The sequence below is a fragment of the Mycobacterium sp. 48b genome, assembly GCF_048282725.1.
Lineage (GTDB): Bacteria > Actinomycetota > Actinomycetes > Mycobacteriales > Mycobacteriaceae > Mycobacterium.
In genome coordinates this window covers 6,371,437-6,391,640 of the sequence record NZ_JBLVUL010000001.1, presented here as the reverse complement: position 1 = coordinate 6,391,640, position 20,204 = coordinate 6,371,437, and the positions used below count along the sequence as shown (strand labels likewise).

The following is a 20,204-nucleotide window of genomic DNA, read 5'->3' as shown; positions in this document are numbered from 1 at the left end:
ATGCGTCGCGCGTTTATGGGGGCGGTGGCAGCCGTGGTAGCGCTGGCTACCGCTCCGTGTGCGTCGGCATCAGCTCCGTCGTTCTGCGGTGAGCTGGGCGGGCAGTGGGACGGGCAGTTCTGCAGCACGTCCGTGGTCTCGGAGCGCAAAGCCGTCCGCGACATCAAGATGGCGCTGCCCGGCGACCTGCTGGACAACCCCGTCATCCGGCAGTACCTGACCAACCTGATGAACAACTGGCGCACCGCCGCACAGAAGATGGTCCAGGACAGTTTCGGCGAGGAGCAGTTCGAGATCTTCCAGCACGGCGACGCGGTGACGGCCGTCTTTCATGAGATGTATTCAGGCACATTCGGTACCGACGCGCTGTCCCACCCGAACGCACCCATCGTCAGCGATGCCTACCGCACCTTCACGTTCGCGGGCGGGCGGCAGGTGCAGCTGGCGGACCTGTTCAAACCGGGCGTCGACCACCGGGCCGAGATCCCGCGCCTGGGTGATCCGTTCATCGTCGCCGCACTGGATGCTGCACCGCCGCCGCACCAGCCCGGCACCTATCCGTTCACCCCGGACCGCTGGACCCCGGACAAGGTGTATTCGGGCGGCTACAAGGCCTGGGCGCTCACGCCCGACGAGTTGATCCTCTACATGCCGGACTACCCGGTCGGCCATGACACCCCGCTCGACTTCACCCCCGGGCGGATGCAGTGGTCGATGGACGGCGGCACGGTGCAGGCGCACATCCCGCTCTCGGCGCTGGCCCCCGTGCTGCAGCCGCAGTTCGGCGGGGTCTGACCGCCATGCCCTGACACTTTCGATTCTTCGCGAGGCTAAAGGGTTACCTGGCCCGAGTTTGTTGCCACCATGAGCCGCACCAATCAGTGCGACTCCATGGGGGACAACGGCCATGCGCCTATTCAGTTCGGTACTCGCGATGCTCAGCGCACTCGTGGTGGTACTGACCGCGTGTGGCTCGTCCGGTGAGTCGGCGCGCACGGAAGACGGCAAGACCGTGGTGCGCTATCAGGGCTGGGCCGGCGAGGTCCGGTTCCAGGAGCTCGCCGAGGATCTCGGCTACTACCAGAAGATCAAGCTGGACTGGGTGGGCAACACCACCAGCGGGCCGCAGGACATCCAGTCGGTGGCCACCGGCGACATCGACGTGGGCGAGGCGTTCAACGGCGCCGTGGTCAAGCTCAACGCCGCCGGTGCGCCGATCACCTCGGTGCTCAGCTCCTACGGCGCCGACGAGGGCGAGTACACCGGGTACTTCGTGCTGGAGAACAGCCCGATCCACTCGGCTCGTGACCTGATCGGCAAGAAGGTCGGGATGAACACCCTTGGCGCACACCACGAATTCCTGACCCGGGAATGGCTGGCCAAGGAGGGGCTCACCAACGACGAGATCAAGACGGTGACGCTGACCGTGGTGCCGCCGGTGAACACCGAGCAGGCGCTGCGCGAGAAGCAGATCGACGTCGCGGCGCTCAACGGCATCTGGCGCGAGACCGCGCAGGAACGCGGCGGGATCCGGCCGCTGTTCACCGACAAGTCGCTGTTCGGGGCGTTCAGCTACGGCACCTACGTGGTCCGCGACGATTTCCTGGCCCAGAACCGGGATGCGGTGGCCGATTACGTCCAGGGCACCGCGCGGGCCATTCGCTGGACCCAGGTGACCCCGCGTGACGAGGTGGTCGCCAAATTCCGCGAGATCATCAACAAGCGCAAACGCAACGAGGACACCCAGTCCATCGAATACTGGCGCAGCTCAGGCATTCCGGTTCCCGGCGCGGTGATCGCCGAACGTGAACTGCAGACCTGGATCGACTGGCTGGTGCGCAACGGTGAGCTCAAGGAAGGCCAGCTCAAGGCCAAGGATCTCTACACCAACGATTTCAACCCGTACGCCAACGGAACCTATCCCGAAGGCAGCGGTCCGGACGGGAAGGTGCTGGCGCACAAGTGAGTACCCACGCCGAGAGCACGGCGCCGAAGCTGCGGCTGCGCAATGTGACCAAACAATTCCCGATCCGTGGCGAGAAGACCGGCTTCACCGCGATCGAGGACATCGGCATCGACGTCACAGCAGGTGAGTTCCTGGTGCTGGTCGGGCCGAGCGGCTGCGGCAAGTCCACGCTGCTGGACCTGCTCGGCGGCCTGACCCAACCGACGTCGGGGGAGATCCTGCTCGACGGCAAGCCGATCACCGGCCCCGGCCTGGACCGCGGCATCGTCTTCCAGCAGTACGCGTTGCTGCCATGGCGCACCGCCCGCAAGAACATCGAGTTTGGCCTGGAGGCAAAGGGTCTGCCCTCGGCGGAGCGCCGCCGGCGGGCCGAGGAGTACCTGGAGCTGGTCGGGCTGCAGGGCTTCGCCGACCGCTACCCGCACGAACTGTCCGGTGGGATGAAACAGCGCGTCGCGATCGCCCGCAGCCTGGCGTTCGACCCCGAGGTGCTCCTGATGGATGAGCCGTTCGCCGCGCTGGATGCCCAGACCCGCGAATCCCTGCAGGACGAACTGCTGAGGATCTGGCAGGCCACCGGCAAGACCATCCTGTTCATCACCCACGGCATCGACGAGGCGCTGTACCTCGGCCAGCGGGTCGCGGTGTTGACGTCACGGCCGGGCCGGATCAAGAAGATCGTCGACGTCGACATCGACCGCAGCACCGACGACATCCGCTCCAGCGAGGGATTCCGGGCGCAACGCCACCACATCTGGTCGCTTCTGCACGACGAGGTGGAACGCGCCCGGTCCGAGGAGGTTCAACATGTCTAGCGCCGTCGCGGTGGCCCCCGCCGAGGCATCACCCGTCGAGATCCAGACCGAGGTGCCGGCCCCGGAGCCCGAGCGCGGCCGCCTGCGGGCCCTCGCATGGCGTCTGCTGCGTCCCACGGTGGTCGTCGCCGCGTTCCTTGCGCTGTGGGAGGTGGCGCCGCGGATCGGGCTGGTGGACAAGGTCTTTCTGCCGCCGTTCTCCGAGGTGGTCAGTGCGTGGTTCACCCTGCTGAACAACGGCCAACTGTGGGAGCATGTTTCGGCAAGCCTGTCGCGCGCCCTGGCCGGACTGGCCATCGCGATCGTCGTCAGCATCCCGCTGGGGGTGGCGATCGCGTGGTATCGACCGGTCGCTGAATTCCTCAACCCGATCCTGGAGTTGTTCCGCAACACCGCCGCCCTCGCCCTCCTGCCGGTGTTCATCCTCATCCTGGGGATCGGGGAGACCTCCAAAGTGGCGCTGGTGATCTACGCGGCGTCGTTCCCGATCCTGCTCAACACCATCTCCGGAGTGCGAACCGTGGATCCCCTGCTGATCAAATCGGCACGTTCCCTCGGGCTTTCACCGGTCCGGCTGTTCCAGAAGGTGATCCTGCCCGCGGCGGTCCCGACCATCTTCACCGGTCTGCGCATGGCGGCGGCCTCCTCGATCCTGGTGCTGATCGCCGCCGAGATGGTCGGCGCCAAGGCCGGATTGGGCTACCTGATCACCGCGTCACAGCTCAACTTCCAGATCCCCAACATGTACGCCGGGATCGTCACCATCGCGCTCGTGGGCGTGATCTTCAACGGCATCGTCGTCGCGATCGAAGGGCGCTTGTCGGGCTGGCGCGCCACCACCTAGGAAAGGGAACCATTGCCACGCCAACTGCATCTCAACGCATTCTTGATGGGTGTCGGCCACCACGAAGCAGCGTGGCGGCACGATCGCACCGACGTGCGAAACCTCACCGACGTCAGCCACTTCCAGCGCCTGGCCCAACTGGCCGAACGCGGCAAGCTGGATTCGGTGTTCTTCGCCGACGGGTTGGCCGTGGGGCCGCGGGTGAAGCACAACACGCAGGCGATCTTCGAACCGATCACCCTGCTGACCGCGATGGCGACGGTCACCGAGCGCGTCGGCCTGATCGCGACGGCGACCACCGGCTACATCGAGCCCTACACCCTGGCCCGTAGCTTCGCCTCCCTGGATCACATCAGCCGAGGCCGGGCCGGGTGGAACATCGTCACCTCGGCCGGGGAGGACGAAGCGGCCAACTTCGGCGTCGAGGGCATCCCGGACCATGCCGGTCGTTACCGACGGGCCGCTGAATTCGTCGATGTGGCAACCGCACTGTGGGACAGCTGGGAAGACGACGCCCTGGTCCTCGACGAGTCCACCGGGATCTTCGCCGACCCGGACCGGGTGCACCGGATCGACCACGACGGCGAGCACTTCACCGTGCGGGGGCCACTGAATTCACCGCGGTCGGTGCAGGGCCGCCCGCTGTTGGTGCAGGCCGGGTCCTCGGAGTCCGGCAGGGATTTCGCCGGGCGATACGCCGAGGCGATCTTCACCGCGCAGCGCTCGGTGGCCGACGGCAAGGCGTTCTACCGTGACGTGAAAGCTCGTGCGGTGAAGTTCGGCCGCACCGTCGACGATGTGAAGATCTTGCCCGGCATCGTGCCGTTCATCGGCCCCACCGAGGCCGCCGCCCGCGAACTGGAACAGCAGTTCACCGACCTGATCTCGCCCGAGTACTCGTTGCGTCAGTTGTCGCAGATGCTGGGAGTGGACCTGACCGCGCACGCACTCGATGCGCCGTTGCCCGCGTTGCCGCCCATCGAGCAGATCCAGGGCAACAAGAGTCGCTACCAACTGGTGAAGGATCTGGCCAGCAGCGAGTCGCTGACCGTGCGGCAACTGATCGCCAAACTCGGTGGCGGCCGGGGACACCGGACGTTCGCAGGCACCGCCGAGCAGGTGGCCGACGACTTGGAGTTGTGGTTCAGCGAGGGTGCCGCCGACGGCTTCAACATCATGCCGCCGTATCTGCCCGGCGGTCTGGAGGATTTCGTCGATCAGGTCGTGCCGATCCTGCAGCGACGCGGACTGTTTCGCACCGACTACACCGCGACGACGCTTCGCGGACACTACGGGCTGGCGCAACGGCCCAGCCGGTACACGGTGACGGCGGCCGAAACCAGCGCGTGAGCGAGGGCGTCCCGCTCCGCTCTCTGGCCGTCACAGTCTTCCTCCCGTCCGCGATCTTCGGGATCGGGCAGGGCGCAGGCGCACCCGTGATCGCGCTGATCGCACGGGATCTGGGCGCCTCGGTAGGTGTAGCCGGGTTCATCGTGGCGCTCGTCGGTCTCGGTGCGGTGTTCGGCGACCTGCCGGCCGGGCGGATGGTGGCCAGGTTCGGGGAGCGCCGGTCGATCATCGTCGGATCCTCGCTCGGTACGGCGGGTGTGCTGTTGTCCCTGGTCGCCTGGAACCCACTGATCCTCGGCGTCGGTGTACTGCTGACCGGGTTCTCCAGTGCGGTATGGGGTTTGGCGCGGCAGAGTTATCTTGCCGAGGCCGTGGGCGTCGAGAGGCGGGCCCGCGCGATGGCGATGTTCGCCATGACGTGGCGGCTGGGCTATTTCGTGGGGCCGCTCATCGGCGCGGCGGTGATCCTTGCCGTCGGGACGCACGGTGGCTTCATCGTGCAGCTGATCGGCATCGTGGTGTCGGGATATCTGATGGCCCGGCTGGCCGATCCGCCACGGGCCGAGGGGGCGGTGCCCGGTGGGGCCCGGCTCACCGAGATCGTGCGCGCGCACCGCGGACTGCTGGGCACCCTCGGACTGGGCGCGCTGATGATGGGGGCGGCCCGGTCGTCCCGGGATGCGGTGCTGCCGCTGTGGGCCGATCACATCGGGCTGAGCGCGGCGACCGCGTCGCTGGTGTTCGGTATCGGTGCGCTGGCCGACCTGTTGTGCTCCTACCCGTCCGGAATGGTGATGGACCGCTATGGCCGCCGTGCGATGGCGGTGCCGTCACTCCTGGTGATCGGTGCGTCGCTGTTCGCTCTGCCGTTCGCGGCCGGGGTGATCGGCATGACGGCCGTGGCCGTGTTGATGGGGGTGGGCAACGGGCTGGGCAACGGCGTGATCATGACCCTGGGCGCCGACGTGGCACCCACCGCGACCCGGGCCGAGTTCCTGGCCGCCTGGCGGCTCATGCACGACAGCGGGATGTTCCTCGGGCCGCTGGCGGTCGGCGGGGTGGCGGCAGTGGCCCCGCTCGGCGTTGCTGCGGCCACCGTGGGCGCGGTGGCATGCGCCGGGGCGGCCACCATGCACCGGTTCATCCCGAGGTTCTCGCCCTGGCCGACCCGTTGAGTGCGCCGGCTGTGCGCTCAGGCCGCTATGTCGTCGTCAGTCGCGATCTGAGCGCCCAGCCGAAGCCGCGTCAGCGGTAGTTGACGAACTGCAACGCCACGTCGAGGTCGGAACCCTTGAGAAGGGCGATGACGGCCTGCAGGTCGTCGCGCTTCTTCGAGCTGACCCGGATCTCCTCACCCTGGATCTGCGCCTTGACGCCCTTGGGGCCCTCGTCGCGGATGATCTTGGTGATCTTCTTGGCCTGCTCGCTGCTGATGCCCTGCTTGATGTCACCGGACACCTTGTAGGTCTTGCCACTGGCCTGCGGTTCGCCGGCTTCGAAGGCCTTCATCGAGATGTCCCGGCGGACCAATTTCTCCTTGAACACGTCGACCGCGGCCTTGACGCGCTCCTCGGTGCTGGAGGTGAGTTCGATCACCTCTTCGCCCTTCCAAGCGATGCTGGTGTCGGTGCCGCGGAAGTCGAACCGGGTGGACAGTTCCTTGGCGGCCTGGTTGAGCGCGTTGTCGACCTCCTGACGGTCGACCTTGCTGACGACGTCGAAGCTGGAATCCGCCATTGGACGCCCCTCCTGTTCCCTCGATATTCCTGCCGGTTTGTAACTTAGGTACATCCTCGTTGTACCCTGCTAGTCGCACCAAACCGGAAACGGGGCGGGGCGAAACCAAGGCAGATTGCCCGAGCGGCCAATGGGAGCGGACTGTAAATCCGTCGGCTTACGCCTACGCAGGTTCGAATCCTGCATCTGCCACCCTGATCAGGCCCCCTTTCGAGGGGGCCTGTTTGGTTTTGTGGGAGCGACAGCGAGGTTGGCGCCTACCTGCGTTCGTCGGACCCCTGGCGCCCGCGCGCCGGGTCGGCTGCGGTCTGCTGGCCGGCAGCGTCGGCGGACCACCAACCGAATCGATGGACCTCAAGGCGGTGGTCTGGTTCTGCGTGTTCATCGGCCCACCGCAACGCGGTGCGTTTGCGCCAGAACCCAGCGATCGGCATCACGCCACCGTCAGGGCGGTGCATGAACACGTACCAACCAAATTTCATCGGACCCCCCGGTGCCGACAACCGTCTACGTCTTTGGAGCTCTATTCTGGCGCGCGAGTACCGATTCCCTCAAATCTTGCGCAAGCCTTGCACCACGCAACACTCCTCGACCAAGCGGTGAATCCGTCGCTACGCAGGACGAATCCACCCACCCGCCGGCATGTGATTCCCCGCATTCGGCCGGCGTAAACAAACTCCTCACACACCTGACTCGATGCCGAACTCGCACGCGATGCCGTCAGAGTCGATGTCGAGTCCTGGTCGGTACCCGGGTTTGCCCTTCCGGATGTTGGACTGCCCGTCTTCCCAGGCCTCGTTGCAGCTCGCATACGGAGGATCGGCGGCAGCCGGTGCCGCGAGGGCGACGATTGTTCCCGTCGTCATCGTGGTCGCGATGAGTGATGTTGTGAAAATTCGACGCATCGCCGTCTCCTCGGAGCGCGCTCGGCATGACAAGAGTACGAGGATCGCTGCAGATCGGGGCGTGAATGCGGACCTGGGCAGCGATCGCGGCGCCGACCAGGCAGGGCGCGGAAACAAACCTCTCGACAGCATCGGGAGAATCGATGGCATGACCACGCACCGCGTCGTCGACCACAAGCTGCTGAATTTCGCCAGCCACATCGACGACAGCACCATCGAGCAGGCGAAGCAGACCGCCTCGATGCCGTTCGTGCACCCTCATGTCGCACTGATGCCAGATGCTCACAGCGGCAAGGGGTCCGCTGTCGGCACGGTGATTCCCACCATCGACGCCGTGATCCCGGCCGCGGTCGGCGTCGACATCGGGTGCGGGATGATCGCCGCCCGCACGGAATTCACTACCGCCGATCTGGCGGGGCGCGATCTGGCTGCGCTGCGTACCGCGGTCGAGACGGCGATCCCGCTCTCGCCCGGCAATTACAACGCCACGCTGGCCCGGTTCCCGTTTACGGCGGGCCGGATCACCGACCTCGAGCACCTGGCTCAGGACGGCGGAATCGACCTCTCACACTCGCCGAAGTGGCGTGAGCAACTCGGTTCCCTCGGCGGCGGCAACCACTTCATCGAGCTGTGCCTGGACCAGGCCGACCGGGTGTGGCTGTTCCTGCACTCGGGTTCTCGCGGTGTCGGAAACAAGATCGCCCAGAAGCACATCAAGGTCGCGCAGAAGCTCATGAAGCGGTGGTGGATCGAGCTGCCCAACCCGGACCTCGCCTACCTGCCGCAGGGCACATCGGAGTTCACCGACTACCTGAGGGAACTGAACTGGGCGCAGCGATTCGCTCTCGAGAACCGCGCCGAGATGATGGACCGCTACATGTGGGTGTTCGCCGCGTGGATGGGCTACGGGCATCTGGGCGAGCCGAAGACCGCCGGTGACTTCGAGGTCGAGCGGATCAACACTCATCACAACTACACCCGCAAGGAACACCACGGGGGCCGTGATGTGTGGCTGACCCGCAAGGGTGCGATCGATGCCCATGCGGGCGTCATGGGCCTGATCCCGGGCAGCATGGGGACGCGATCGTACGTGGTGCGCGGCAAGGGCAACCCTGCCGGCCTGTGCTCAGCTCCGCACGGGGCCGGGCGCCGGTTCTCCCGCAATGAGGCCCGCCGCCGGTTCACCGCGGACGATCTCGCGCAGCGGATGCAGGGCATCGAGTACCGGCACGGCGAGCAGTGGGTCGATGAGATCCCTGACGCGTACAAGGACATCGATGTCGTGATGGCTGACGCTGCGAGCCTCATCGAAGTCGAGCATGAGCTGCGTCAGGTGCTCAACGTGAAGGGCACGTAGGTCCTGGGCTCCGGGCTCAGGACCTACGGCCGGCGACGAGATAGACCACGGGCAGCACACCCGAGGTGCTCAATATTCCGAGAGCGCTGCCCCACAACCATTTCGGCCCGTTGATCCGGCTCGCGTCGCGGCCGGCGAGGTCGCGCAGTGCCCAGGCCCGTAGCCCGGCGTCGGCCGCGGCCGCCGCGACGACGAGCGTCTTGGCGGTGGGGGACAGGTCATTCCAGCGCTTCTTTGCCACTGCGGCGTTCCTTCCGGGTGAATGGGCGTCAGCCTCCAAGGTATCGGCTGCCGACGTCGCTGCAGCGAACTACCGTTTGCACGTCGGCGCCGCGCCGGGCACTATCCGAATATGGCGGAAACCACCGCCCCGGCAGTGGATGCATTGGTCAGCGCGCTCGCGCATTCCCGTAGCGCCACCGAAGTGCTTGAGGTTCTGGGCAGTTCGGGTGACGGGCTGGATGGTGACAGCGCGCGGGAGCGGCTGGCCGCCTACGGTCCGAACAAACTCCCCGAAAAACGTCCCCGGCCTGCCATTCTCCGATTCCTCGGGCACTTCAACAACGTTCTGATCTATATCCTGATCGCCGCGGGCGTGCTCAAGGCCATCCTCAACGAATGGGTCGATTGTGCCGTCATCGTTTCCGTGGCGGTGATCAACGCCGCGGTCGGCTTCATCCAGGAAGGACGGGCCCAACGAGCCCTCGACAGCATCCGGGGCATGTTGTCCGTCACCGCGCAAGTGCGCCGTGACGGTCACTGGCAGCAGGTTGACGCGCAGACCCTGGTGCCCGGCGACATCGTGCGCGTCGCCTCGGGTGACCGCATCCCGGCCGATATGCGTCTGCTTGCGGTCGCGAACCTGCGGGTGGAGGAGTCGGCGTTGACCGGTGAGTCGCTGCCGGCCAAGAAGGATGTCGCAGAGGTGGGCCCGGACGCCGGCCTGGGCGATCGGATGTCGATGGTGTACTCGGGCACCATCGTGGCGGCGGGTTCGGCCACCGGCGTGGTGACCGCCACCGGGACCAGCACGGAGATCGGCCGGATCCAGTCGCTGATTGCCGACGTCGAGACCATCGATACGCCGCTGACCCGCAAGTTGGCCCGGTTCGGCCGCCAGCTGTCGGTGGGCATCCTGGGTGCGGCCGCAGTGATGCTGGTGATCGGCAAGCTGGTGCACCAATTCACCGTGAGTGAACTGATCACGGCGGCAATTGGTTTCGCCGTAGCCGCGATCCCGGAGGGGTTGCCCGCCGTCGTCACCATCACCCTCGCGCTCGGGGTGCAGCAGATGGCTCGCCGACGGGCGATCACCCGCAAGCTTCCCGCTGTCGAGGCACTGGGCGCGGTCAACGTCATCTGCTCGGACAAGACAGGCACGCTGACGCAGAACGAGATGACCGCTCGAACCGTTGTCACCGCGCGCGACCGGTTCGACATCACCGGTACCGGATATCGCCCCGAAGGCGGTATCGAACTCGATGGCACACCGATCTCGCCGACCGACTATCCCGACTTGTCAGCACTGTTGACCACCATGGCCGTCTGCAACGACGCACGCCTGGACGAGGCCGACGGCCGGTGGCGGGTGGTGGGTGAGCCGACCGAGGGGGCGCTGCGCACGCTGACCCTGAAGGCGCAGATCGACGATGCGGATTGGCCACGTCTGGGTGTGGTGCCGTTCGAGTCGGCCAACAAGTTCATGGTGACCCTCAACGACACCCCCGGCGGTGAGCGCTACCTCTACGTCAAAGGGGCCCCGGACCGGTTGCTCGACCGGTCTGAGACCCAGGCCAGGGGTTCGTCCGCAGAGTCTCTCGACCGCGCCGCCTGGGAGGCGAGCATCGACAACCTGAGCGGACAGGGCCTGCGTGTGCTCGCCGCCGCCCGGCTGCCGGCGGCCGGTTCGGACAGTGTGGACATCGGTGACATCGAGAACGGACTGGAATTTCTCGGCATCGTCGGCATCGTCGATCCGCCCCGGCCGGAAGCCATCACGGCGATCGAGACCTGCCGTGCGGCCGGGATTCAGGTCACCATGATCACCGGTGACCACGCCGGAACCGCGCGGGCCATCGCGCGCGAGATGGGCATCGTCAAAGCCGGCGACGTGCCAGGGGTCGTCACCGGAGCCGAGCTGGAGGAGATGAGCCAGACCCGGTTGCGGCAGGTGGCCGACGAAATCGATGTCTACGCCCGCACGAGCCCGGAACACAAGCTGCGGATCGTCAGTGCCCTGCAAGCCCAGGGCAAGGTGGTCGCCATGACCGGTGACGGCGTCAACGACGCACCGGCATTGACCCGTGCCGACATCGGGGTCGCGATGGGCATCAAAGGGACCGAGGCCACCAAGGAAGCGGCAGGGATCGTCCTGGCCGATGACAACTTCGCGACCATCGAGCGGGCGGTCGAAGAGGGCCGGCGGATCTACGACAACATCCGAAAATCGGTGTTGTTCATGCTGCCCACCAACGGTGCGCAATCGCTCATCATTCTCGTTGCGATCCTGGCCGGGTTCGCGCTGCCGCTGCAGCCGGTGCAGATCCTGTGGGTCAACATGGTCACGGCGGTCACGCTGTCACTTGCGCTGGTGTTCGAGAAGGCCGAGGACGGCCTGATGCGGCGCCCGCCCCGGACGCCGCGGCAGGCACTGGTGAACCGGGCTGATGTCGCGATGATCTCGTTGGTGTCGGTCCTCATCGCCGGAGCGACCCTGGCCGAGTTCTTCGTGGCGCGCGCCGGTGGGTATCCGCTGGCGGTGGCGCAGACCGCCGCGGTGAACATGTTGGCCCTGGGTCAACTAGCCTATCTGCTCAACTGCCGGTTCGTCACCTCGTCGAGTCTGCGACCCGAGGTGTTCCGGGGTAATCCGTGGATCTGGCGGATGGCCGCCGCGATGATCGCCCTGCAGCTCGTGTTCACCTACGCGCCGTTCATGCACACCTGGTTCCATTCGGCACCCATCACGATCCGCGGCTGGTCGGTCGCGGTCGCGTTGTCCATCGTGGTCTTCCTGACCATCGAGACGGCGAAGTGGGTAGGGCGCAGATTCATGCCCGATCTGGCGACGTAGCTCCGGGCCCAACGGAACAATCGGCTACGGGCTGGCGGGCATCGTCGTCACGGGCGATCCGCCCGATCCGCCGTAGCCTCCGCTGCTGCTTGAGCCACCGCCGCGACCGAAGAGTCCGCCGCCGGACGAACCGCCGTCACTCGACGATGAACCGCCGCCCGACGACGAACCGCCACCGAACGGAGACTGCGGCGCCACCGTGGTGACCGGTGCCTGCGTCGCCGGCTGCTCCACCGGGGGCGTGTAGGCCGGCGCGGTGTGGGGCGGCGCCTCGATCGTCGGCACCGACGCCTCGGTGGACGTGTGTGTCGGCGGCACCGTGGTGGTCGGCGGCGCCACCGTCGTCGTGGGTGGTGCCGTGGTCGTGATGGGCGGTGCCGTGGTCGTGGTCGGCGGAGCAGTTGTCGTCGTTGGCGGAGCCGTCGTGGTGGTCGGCGGCGCGGTCGTCGTGGTGGGTGGCGCCGTTGTGGTGGTGGGCGGTGCCGTCGTCGTGGGTGGGGTCGTCGGCACCCAGGGGGACGGCAACGTCGGCCAGACGACCGGAGGGATCGGGATCGGCACGGGCACAGGTATCGGAACAGGAACCGGAACCGGGCCCGGTGCAACCTCGACCGGCGGCGGCGCCGGCACGACCGGAGGCGCGGCGGGCGGGGCCACGGGCGGTGCTTGGACCGGCTGGTTGCCGGTGCCCGAGCGCACCTTGGGTGCGGCGGGGGCGGCGGGCGGCGGGGTCAGCACCGAGACCGGCAGTGCCACCGGATCGGGTTCGTGCGGCACCGGCGGGAGGTAGTTGCCGGGCACGGTGTCGGCCTGCTGCGTGGGGGCGGGCTGCGCTCGCACGTCGGCCGCAGGCCGGACGTTGATGGCGACCGCGGTGGCCAGCGTGGCGAAGCTGACCACCACGAAGGTCAGGGCGCTGCCCATCAGCAGCATCCGCGGCGGTGGCGGTGCGATGACGGTCGTGTAGTCGGGATCCTCGTCCTGCTCGGGGATGAACTCGTTGACCGCGTCCATCGGCATCTCGTCGGCCCAGGGCTCGTTGTCGGCTTCCTGCGAGTACGCCAGGTCCGGTCCGACGGCGGCGGAGTCCGCGCGGGCAGGCGCCATCTGCGTGGCGTCGGCAGCCGGTGCCATCTGCGTGGCGTCGGTGGCCGCGGGAGCCATCTGCGTCGCATCCCCGGCGACAGGCGCCATTTGAGTGGCATCTGACACGGGTGCCATCTGCGTCGCATCCTGCGGCATCCCGACGACGGGTGCCATCTGAGTGGACGCACCTGCGGGTGCGATGTCGCCGACCAATCGGGCTGCGCCGCGGGCGATCGCGTAGCCGGCGTCCGGCGCCACCTCGACCGGTGTCGTCGAACGAAGCTCTGCCGCAACGGAATCAAGATCGAGCCGTTGCCCGACCAACAGCACCCGTCCCGGGGCTTCGTCGGCAGGTACCCGTTGCAGGACGGCTGCGCATGCGGCCGCGGCTCCGGCGGTTCCGATCGGCACGGTGGCCAATGCCGTCAAGTTCGATGCGGGGGTCCCGCTGGGCTGCCCGACCGTCGTCAGCGACACGGTGTCGTCGTCGGCCAGCAGCAACGCGGCGTCCGCGCCCACGCTGCGGGCCAGGGCCGCGGCAGCCTCGGCTTCGGTCACCACCTCGACGTTGGGCACACCGGCGTCGAGCACGGTCTGCCGCAGGGTGTCGGCGGCGGAATCGTCGGGCAGGCACAGTCGGGTCGCGGCGACCTCGTTACCCGACTCGGCCACCGCACGGTAGGTGCCGATGATGGTTTCGGCGAGCTCCGACATCTCGGCCATCAGGTCTTCGGGCAGGTCGAGCGCGTACTGGTCCAGAACCTGGCCGCCGCTCGCGGGCGAACCGATCATGGCCAAGCGCGCCACACGCCCGGTGACCGCCACCCCGAGGACTACGTCCACGGCTCCACTCCTTGCTCGATGGATCTCGTACGAGCCCCGACGGACAAATCCAAGCTACCGCACAGCTGCGACGGACCTCGGTGGTCGAACGACCGCGGCTGCCAGCGCTGCTTGTGCGCCGGAGCAAAAGTGAGCACGCTGGTTGGAATCCGTGCGGTGTCACTCATAGAGAGGAATCGGTACGTGAGCGACGAGCGTTACGACGCGTCCGCCACCGTCCAGGTGGCGACGGTGGCCGCGCCGGTCGGTCAGCGCCCGGCGCGGGCCGGCTACGTGCCCACCCGGACCAACCGGGTCCGTGACGGCCTCGCTGTGGCGTTGCTCATCGTCGGGCTGCTGCTCCCGTGGAACCTCGAATTCGGCCTCGGTGTGCCCGGCAGCGCCGGCTCGACGTTCGTCGTGCTGGCCGTCGTCACGCTGCTGGCCGTCGCCGCCGCGCTGGCGCCGCACCTCGGGCCGTTCCGCCTGGCCGCCCCCGAATCCGATGTCCGGCGCACCAGCAGGATCCGGCTCGCGCTCACTGCGGCCTATCTGGTCGTGGTCATCTGCTTCGTCGGCTATCACCTGCTGCAGACCGTGCGCAGCGGTGGAACCGGGGCCGTACCGCCGGGCGTGGGTCCGGGCATGCTGCTCGGCGTCGCGGGGGCACTGCTGGCGGGGCAGCCGCCCATCACCTCGATCACGATCGAGGACAACAAGTTCCGGCGCTGGTATGCCGTCGCACGGGTGATCGGCTTCGTCTCGATCGCGCTGGCGACGCTGTCGGTTGCGTTCAACCTCTACTGGCGGCTGCGGTACCTGTTCGTCACCCAGGTCGAGTTCGGCGGTCACGACATCGCCGTGATCGTCACCACCCTGCTCTATGGCGCGGAAGCGATGATCGCTCTGGTCATCGCCTCGCGCTGGCTCACCGAGCGCACCGGGGCAGCGCGATTGGCCACGACCGCCATCGGTGTCTCGGGTGCCATCGCCGCCACGCTGGTGTGGCTGTTCGGCATCGGCCGCGACATCGACGCCTTTCATGGCATCGCCCAGAACACCTCGACGGCAGCCGTGGGTTACGAGGGATACCTCGCCTGGGCCGCCGCCGCGGCGATCGTGGCGCCGACGACGCTGTACGCCGTCTTCCTGATCAAGCCGCCGACCATCGGCGCGTACCGCGGCGCCGCGCAGAAGTGCCTGACGCTCATCGCGTTCTGGGCGTTCGCGGCCGCGGCGCTGCGAGTCGTGGACTTCCTGATCGCCCTGTCGCTCGATCTTCCGCGTGCGCTGTACGACACCGTGGCGATGACGGTGTTCAACCTGGTCACCGCGTTGGTCGCGCGGTGGTTGCATCGTCAGCTCGACCGGGGGCTGACGTCGACGACCGTGGCCGCCGCATTCAGCGCGGTGCTGTTCGTCTTCACCGTGGCCAATGTGGCCATCGGCGTGGCCCTGGCTCCCCGCTATGCCGGACCGGCTCCCGCGGCGATCTACGGCAACAACCTGGCCCAGCAGATCACGAGCACCTTCGACGTCACGGTGTGTGTGCTGAGCCTGCTCGTGACGGCGGTGATGGTGTTCACCGGGCCGTTTGCCGGTTACCTCGTGCGACGCGAAACCCGTTCTGCCAAGCCTGCGCCCGAACCCCCGACGGAGGCCGTGCCGGCGAAACCGGCCGTCGAAGAGTCCGCTCCACCGACCATCGTCCGGCAGCCGCGCGCCGCGGCGGTACCGAGAATCGTTCGTCTGAAAGAGGATTCGACGACGGTGCTGGCCGCCCCGCCGACCACCGATTTCCAGGTGCCGACGCAGGCGCTGCGGATTCAGCGTCGGCCGCAGCGCCCGCCGTCGGAGCGTTAACCGGCCTTCGCGCTCTCGTGTTTCGCGGGCCGGTCGCGCTGAGTGTCCGCGGGCTTCGCGGCCTGCTTGGCCGCCCGCTTCGCGGCGCGAACGGACTTCCGGTCGGGCTGCGCCTTGTCCGGCGCTGCGCTGGGCGCGGACTCACCGGTCGACTCACCGGCGGGCGAAGCCTTCCGGTCGCGCGTGCCGGAATCGTCTGTGTCCGGGACCGCCCTCAGCCGCGGAGCCGATTCGGTGCGCGGAGACTCCGAGTGTGGTCTCGCAAGACGACTGAGTGGAGCCGGCTTCAGCTTCCTCTCGGCCTTGGCATCGGCGTTCGTGCCGGTGTCGCCCTCGCTCCCGACCTCGGCGTCGACCTTGTCGGTCTTGGCGGTAACCGTGTCGTCGGCCTTGATGTCCAGCGGGGCTGGGCTGTCAGCCGGGACAACCGTCGTGTGGGGCGCCGTCGCGCCGCCGATGGCCTGCAGCACCTTGGCCAGCGGACGGGTGGCGTCCGACAACGCCGCCGCGACCTCCTCCACCGTGTGGCGCACCCCTTGCTCGAACGGTGAGGTGCCCACCGGGTCGATGGGATGCTCGGTCACCGGGGTTTCGGGTTCGACGTCGGAGACGACGGGCTGGGGCAGCGTGGGCGTGTACTTCTCGCCGCCCAGAATCGCCAGGGACTGTGCGAACGCCGCCGGCAGCTCGTTGAGTGCCTCGTGGAACTTCTGCTCAGGGGTGACCCAGCTGAATTCCTTGACCTGGCTGGGATCTGCGGTGCGGTCGTAGCCCATTTCGACGAAGACCCGCAGGACCGGATCCAGGGCGTCGACGAATCGTTCGGCGCCGATCAGGGATGCGGGGATGCGCAGCGGGGCCAGCAGCGGCAGGTACTGGGGCAGCATCACGTAGGTGGTGTTGCCGACCTGGGTGGTGACGGCATTGGAGGCGTCGGGATGCTCCAGCACATAGCCCGGAAAGACGTGCTGGAACACGATGCCCGCGACGGCGTTCGCGACCGACAGCACGTTGAAATACGCTGGGAAATCAGCGAAGCCGTCGTACTGGTTCTGGTAGTACGTCGTCTTGAAGGGGCTGTCGGACGGTCCGGGCCGTCCGAACGGGAAGATGTCGCCGAGCACGGGCAGATCGCTCCACGAGGTGAAACGGGTCAGGATGCCGCCGTTGGGCTGGTACGGGTCGCCGATGAAGACGAACTCGTAATTATCAGCGTTGGCAACATAATTCGGGTCTTTGGCCATGGCGGCGCGCACGATCTCGGCGACCTCGGTGCCCTGTGACATGCCGATGATCGTGACCTTGTCGTCGGCCGGTGTGTTGGCGATGTCCTGCTGGAGGTAGCCGGCCCCGATCTCCTCGGACCGCTTGAGCGACTGCGGCCAGTACGGGATGTCGGACAGCCCGGGCAGGTCGGAGATGACCGGGATGCTGAGGGCGATCTGCGCGGGGTAGGGGACCGTGTGGAACGAGTCGCCCTCGGGCACTGTGCTCCCGTAGAAGAACAGCGGGATGCTCAATCCGAATCCGTCGAACGACGGGCCCACGCCGATCGTCGTGCCGATCAGCCGAACGGCCGCGCTGTAGGTGGCCTCAGGTGTGCTGACCGTGACACCCGCCGACACCGCGACGACGACGCCTCCGGTCATCAACATCGACCCCCAGCGGCGTGAACCCCGCTGCCGGCGCGCGCTGCGCGACGACTCCCCCCGACCCCAACCCCTCATGCTGTTCCTTCTTTCCCTCGTCGTGGCGGGCCGGCCGTCCAGATGGCGCGGCCGGAACAACTGAGCCTGCGATCAGCGGGTCATCGACAGAATGTGACGGGCGCCACTCGCGTGCTGCCGGAAAGTTACCAGCGGGTAGCGAGGTATGACAAGAGTCACTTTTTGAAACAAGAACTCTTGTTGCAAACCTGCAAGACGCGATTTGTGCACGAAAGTCCGCGGTAAGCGCGGAAAACCGTGCACAAATCGCGGCTGGCGAGGGCGCGGGTTTGCGGATTCAGCGGGTGGACGCCACGATGCCGGCCCGGACCACCGAGACAAAACTCGCCAGATTGCCGATCAGCGTGTCGATGGTCGGCGGTGAATCGCCGGCCGTCTCCCGCTGGTGCAGCCAGTCGGCAACGCTTTCGAAGAGCCCGCCCACGGTCGACACCGCCAGGGCGTGATAGTCGACCGCGCCGGTGTCGGGCAGGCAGGGAAACTCCCGCTGGCGCCACAGATTCTCGAGAAAAGCCGCAGTCCAGCGACGATTCTCGCGGCGCAGGCGCTCGACGCGCGGTGAGATGCCTGCGCATTCCCCGAACGCCACGACCGCCACCCGGGGATCGTCGACGAGAGCATGGGCGAATGCCGACAGCAGCCGGTGGACGGTTTCGTCGGGATCGTCCGGCGCATCGGCGAGGGCCTCGACCGCCTGCTTCTCGATCTGTGCCGCGATCTGGGCGAGCAGAGCCAGGTAGCAGTCTTCTTTGCTGTCGAAGACCTCGTAGAACGCCTTGTTGCCGACATAGGCCGTCTGACAGATCTGCTCGATCGAGGTGTTGGCGTATCCGTCGCGCGCGATCAGGTCAAAAGCGGCCGTCAACAACTGCTCACGGCGATGGGCACGACGCTGTTCGGCGTCGAGCCCGCGGATCGTGCGCTGCCCGCGAGGCTTTGCAGCCTGCCCCGACGTCGCACCTGCGCCGGGCGCCGCCGGCGGTCTACCCATGGCCGGGAGTGTAGTGCGGTCGGTATCCCGCGGTCAGATGGTTAGCCCGCGCGGTTGTGCTTGTGGTCCGAAGCGCGATGGCGCTGCGCTGGTCCGGACTTAGCGGACTTCTTGCCCGAGCCAACAGCCGAGCCGACCGACGAGCGGGCGGGCGAACCGCCCGACGCCCGAACCGACGAGCCGATCGACGACCGAATCGACGACCGAACGGAATCCCGGTCGGAGCCCCTCGCCTTCGAGACCGCCCTGGGCCGCTGCGCCGAATCGCTTCGAGGCATGCCTGATTGCGTCGTCGCCCTCTGACTGCGCGGTGACGTCGACGCGGAACCGGCCTCGGGCTCGACAGCGTTTTGTGTCCGCGTCGCCTGCCCGATGGCTTGAAACACCTTGGCGAAAGGCCGGGTGGCATTCGACAACGTCGCCGCGATGTCCTCCACCGCGCGGCGTACGTCCTGCTCGAACGGTGAGGTGCCCACCGGGTCGATGGGATGCTCGGTCACCGGGATTTCGGGTTCGGTGTCGGAGACGACGGGCTGGGGGAGCGTGGGGGTGTACTTCTCGCCACCGAGGATGGCGATCGATTGCTCGAACGCGTGCGGTAGTTCGTTCAGCGCATCCTGCAGCTTCGAGTCAGGCGTGATCCAGCTGAACTCCTGGGCGTGGCTGGGATCCGCGGTGCGGTCGTAGCCCATTTCGACGAAGACCCGCAGGATCGGGTCCATGGCGTCGACGAATCGTTCGGCGCCGATCAGGGATGCGGGGATGCGCAGCGGGGCCAGTAGCGGCAGGTACTGGGGCAGCGTCACGTAGGTGGTGTTGCCGACCTGGGTGGTCACCGCGTTGGGAGCGTCGGGATACTCCAGAACGTAGCCGGGGAATGCGTGCCCGAAGGCCTGCCCGGCAAAGGAGTTGACGAGAGACAGCACGTTGAAATAGGCCGGGAAGTCGGCGATTCCGTCGTATTGGTTCTGATAGTAGATCGTCTTGAAGGGGCTGTCGGACGGCCCGGGGCGGCCGAGCGGGAAGATGTCGCCCAGCACCGGAAGGGTGCTCCAGGATGCCAACCGCGTCAAGATGCCGCCGTTGGGTTGATAGGGATTGCCGATGAAGACGAACTCGTAATTTTGGGCGTTGGCAATGTAATTCAGGTCTTTGGCCATCGCGGCCCGCGCGAGTTCGGCGACCTGGTTGCCCTGCGATACGCCGATGATCCTGATGCGTTCACCTGCCGGCGTGCTGGCGATGTCCTGCAGCAGGTAACCCGCGCCGACCGACTCGGACCGCTTCAAAGACTGCGGCCAGTACGGAAGATCGGACAGCACCGGCAGATCGGAGATGATCGGGATGTCGAGGTTGATCTGCGCCGGGTACGGCATCGTGTGGTACGAGTCGCCTTCTGGGACGGTGCTTCCGTAGAACAACATCGGGACGGTCAGGCCAAACGCGTCGAACGAGGGCCCCACGCCGATCGTCGTGCCCACCAGTCGAATCGCTGCACTGTAGGTCGCTGTTGGCGTGCTGACGGTGAATCCCGCCGACACCGCGATCACGAGGCCGCCGGCGAACAGCATCGAAGCCCACCGACGCGATTTCCCCCGACCCTTCATTGCGAATTCCTTTCCTAAGAGTTCTCTTTGGTTTTTGAGGGACCTTTATGCCTCCGCTTGC

Annotated in this window: 17 protein-coding genes and 1 tRNA gene; 10 read left to right on the top strand and 8 right to left on the bottom strand. The window is 67.1% G+C overall.

Annotated features, from left to right (window positions below; genetic code table 11):
- From ACNQR1_RS31235 to ACNQR1_RS31210, 6 genes are all read left to right on the top strand, one after another.
- Entirely contained in the window at positions 1-795 is a 795-nt protein-coding gene (locus ACNQR1_RS31235; protein ID WP_418049408.1) for a mannan-binding family protein, read from the top strand.
- Positions 796-934: 139 nt separating this feature from the next.
- The gene (locus ACNQR1_RS31230) at positions 935-1,966 is read left to right on the top strand and encodes an ABC transporter substrate-binding protein (RefSeq protein WP_418050569.1); all 1,032 of its coding nucleotides are present in this window, start codon (positions 935-937) and stop codon (positions 1,964-1,966) included.
- A complete protein-coding gene (locus tag ACNQR1_RS31225; protein WP_418049407.1) occupies positions 1,963-2,781 on the top strand; it encodes an ABC transporter ATP-binding protein in 819 nt (272 codons plus the stop codon). Before ACNQR1_RS31230 ends, ACNQR1_RS31225 begins: the two co-directional genes overlap by 4 nt.
- Positions 2,774-3,625 (top strand): ABC transporter permease, encoded by an 852-nt coding sequence (locus ACNQR1_RS31220; RefSeq protein ID WP_418049406.1) that lies wholly within the window; start codon positions 2,774-2,776, stop codon positions 3,623-3,625. The genes ACNQR1_RS31225 and ACNQR1_RS31220 overlap by 8 nt, the downstream gene beginning before the upstream one ends.
- 12 nt (positions 3,626-3,637) lie before the next feature.
- Entirely contained in the window at positions 3,638-4,975 is a 1,338-nt protein-coding gene (locus ACNQR1_RS31215; protein ID WP_418049405.1) for an LLM class flavin-dependent oxidoreductase, read from the top strand.
- Complete coding sequence (locus ACNQR1_RS31210; RefSeq protein WP_418049404.1) at positions 4,972-6,150, top strand: MFS transporter; 1,179 nt, start codon at positions 4,972-4,974, stop codon at positions 6,148-6,150. The genes ACNQR1_RS31215 and ACNQR1_RS31210 overlap by 4 nt, the downstream gene beginning before the upstream one ends.
- A 70-nt stretch (positions 6,151-6,220) precedes the next feature.
- On the opposite strand, the gene ACNQR1_RS31205 is transcribed toward ACNQR1_RS31210, so the two are convergent.
- Positions 6,221-6,712, bottom strand: coding sequence for a YajQ family cyclic di-GMP-binding protein (locus ACNQR1_RS31205; protein WP_418049403.1), 492 nt, complete (start codon positions 6,710-6,712; stop codon positions 6,221-6,223).
- A 109-nt stretch (positions 6,713-6,821) separates the two neighbouring features.
- Here ACNQR1_RS31205 and ACNQR1_RS31200 point away from each other — a divergent pair.
- Positions 6,822-6,904: transfer RNA gene (locus ACNQR1_RS31200), tRNA-Tyr, on the top strand.
- Positions 6,905-6,969: 65 nt separating this feature from the next.
- Here the strand turns inward: ACNQR1_RS31200 and ACNQR1_RS31195 are convergent.
- Together ACNQR1_RS31195 and ACNQR1_RS31190 are read right to left on the bottom strand one after the other, a co-directional pair.
- The gene (locus ACNQR1_RS31195) at positions 6,970-7,194 is read right to left on the bottom strand and encodes a hypothetical protein (protein WP_418049402.1); all 225 of its coding nucleotides are present in this window, start codon (positions 7,192-7,194) and stop codon (positions 6,970-6,972) included.
- A 198-nt stretch (positions 7,195-7,392) separates the two neighbouring features.
- Positions 7,393-7,578: an excalibur calcium-binding domain-containing protein gene (locus ACNQR1_RS31190; RefSeq protein WP_418049401.1), complete on the bottom strand. Its 186-nt coding sequence runs from the start codon at positions 7,576-7,578 to the stop codon at positions 7,393-7,395.
- A gap of 187 nt (positions 7,579-7,765) precedes the next feature.
- On the opposite strand from ACNQR1_RS31190, the gene ACNQR1_RS31185 reads away from it, so the two are divergent.
- Positions 7,766-8,974, top strand: a complete 1,209-nt coding sequence (locus ACNQR1_RS31185) for an RtcB family protein (RefSeq protein WP_418049400.1) — start codon at positions 7,766-7,768, stop codon at positions 8,972-8,974.
- A gap of 16 nt (positions 8,975-8,990) precedes the next feature.
- On the opposite strand, the gene ACNQR1_RS31180 is transcribed toward ACNQR1_RS31185, so the two are convergent.
- Positions 8,991-9,215 carry a hypothetical protein gene (locus ACNQR1_RS31180; protein WP_418049399.1) on the bottom strand — a complete coding sequence of 75 codons (225 nt, stop codon included), beginning with the start codon at positions 9,213-9,215 and terminating at the stop codon, positions 8,991-8,993.
- Positions 9,216-9,326: 111 nt separating this feature from the next.
- Here ACNQR1_RS31180 and ACNQR1_RS31175 point away from each other — a divergent pair, with 111 nt between their 5' ends.
- Entirely contained in the window at positions 9,327-12,047 is a 2,721-nt protein-coding gene (locus ACNQR1_RS31175; protein WP_418049398.1) for a cation-translocating P-type ATPase, read from the top strand.
- A 24-nt stretch (positions 12,048-12,071) separates the two neighbouring features.
- Here the strand turns inward: ACNQR1_RS31175 and ACNQR1_RS31170 are convergent, their stop codons facing one another.
- The gene (locus ACNQR1_RS31170) at positions 12,072-13,976 is read right to left on the bottom strand and encodes a hypothetical protein (RefSeq protein ID WP_418049397.1); all 1,905 of its coding nucleotides are present in this window, start codon (positions 13,974-13,976) and stop codon (positions 12,072-12,074) included.
- 183 nt (positions 13,977-14,159) lie between these two features.
- Between ACNQR1_RS31170 and ACNQR1_RS31165 the strand changes: the two genes are divergently transcribed.
- The gene (locus tag ACNQR1_RS31165; protein WP_418049396.1) at positions 14,160-15,818 is read left to right on the top strand and encodes a hypothetical protein; all 1,659 of its coding nucleotides are present in this window, start codon (positions 14,160-14,162) and stop codon (positions 15,816-15,818) included.
- On the opposite strand, the gene ACNQR1_RS31160 is transcribed toward ACNQR1_RS31165, so the two are convergent.
- From ACNQR1_RS31160 to ACNQR1_RS31150, 3 genes are all read right to left on the bottom strand, one after another.
- Positions 15,815-17,467 (bottom strand): PE-PPE domain-containing protein, encoded by a 1,653-nt coding sequence (locus tag ACNQR1_RS31160; protein WP_418049395.1) that lies wholly within the window; start codon positions 17,465-17,467, stop codon positions 15,815-15,817. The genes ACNQR1_RS31165 and ACNQR1_RS31160 overlap by 4 nt on opposite strands.
- Positions 17,468-17,822: 355 nt before the next feature.
- A complete protein-coding gene (locus ACNQR1_RS31155) occupies positions 17,823-18,536 on the bottom strand; it encodes a TetR/AcrR family transcriptional regulator (protein ID WP_418049394.1) in 714 nt (237 codons plus the stop codon).
- A 41-nt stretch (positions 18,537-18,577) separates the two neighbouring features.
- Positions 18,578-20,143 carry a PE-PPE domain-containing protein gene (locus tag ACNQR1_RS31150; RefSeq protein ID WP_418049393.1) on the bottom strand — a complete coding sequence of 522 codons (1,566 nt, stop codon included), beginning with the start codon at positions 20,141-20,143 and terminating at the stop codon, positions 18,578-18,580.
- Positions 20,144-20,204 lie beyond the last annotated feature (61 nt).

What these genes read in the sequence shown, in the direction of transcription:
- ACNQR1_RS31160 (WP_418049395.1), bottom strand. Translation starts at nt 17,467, where the DNA reads ATGACCGGAGGCGTCGTCGTCGCGGTGTCGGCGGGTGTCACGGTCAGC.
- ACNQR1_RS31190 (WP_418049401.1), bottom strand. Translation starts at nt 7,578, where the DNA reads ATGACGACGGGAACAATCGTCGCCCTCGCGGCACCGGCTGCCGCCGAT.
- ACNQR1_RS31230 (WP_418050569.1), top strand. Translation starts at nt 935, where the DNA reads ATGCTCAGCGCACTCGTGGTGGTACTGACCGCGTGTGGCTCGTCCGGT.
- ACNQR1_RS31205 (WP_418049403.1), bottom strand. Translation starts at nt 6,712, where the DNA reads ATGGCGGATTCCAGCTTCGACGTCGTCAGCAAGGTCGACCGTCAGGAG.
- ACNQR1_RS31195 (WP_418049402.1), bottom strand. Translation starts at nt 7,194, where the DNA reads ATGAAATTTGGTTGGTACGTGTTCATGCACCGCCCTGACGGTGGCGTG.
- ACNQR1_RS31155 (WP_418049394.1), bottom strand. Translation starts at nt 18,536, where the DNA reads ATGGGTAGACCGCCGGCGGCGCCCGGCGCAGGTGCGACGTCGGGGCAG.
- ACNQR1_RS31185 (WP_418049400.1), top strand. Translation starts at nt 7,766, where the DNA reads ATGACCACGCACCGCGTCGTCGACCACAAGCTGCTGAATTTCGCCAGC.
- ACNQR1_RS31220 (WP_418049406.1), top strand. Translation starts at nt 2,774, where the DNA reads ATGTCTAGCGCCGTCGCGGTGGCCCCCGCCGAGGCATCACCCGTCGAG.
- ACNQR1_RS31175 (WP_418049398.1), top strand. Translation starts at nt 9,327, where the DNA reads ATGGCGGAAACCACCGCCCCGGCAGTGGATGCATTGGTCAGCGCGCTC.
- ACNQR1_RS31235 (WP_418049408.1), top strand. Translation starts at nt 1, where the DNA reads ATGCGTCGCGCGTTTATGGGGGCGGTGGCAGCCGTGGTAGCGCTGGCT.
- ACNQR1_RS31150 (WP_418049393.1), bottom strand. Translation starts at nt 20,143, where the DNA reads ATGAAGGGTCGGGGGAAATCGCGTCGGTGGGCTTCGATGCTGTTCGCC.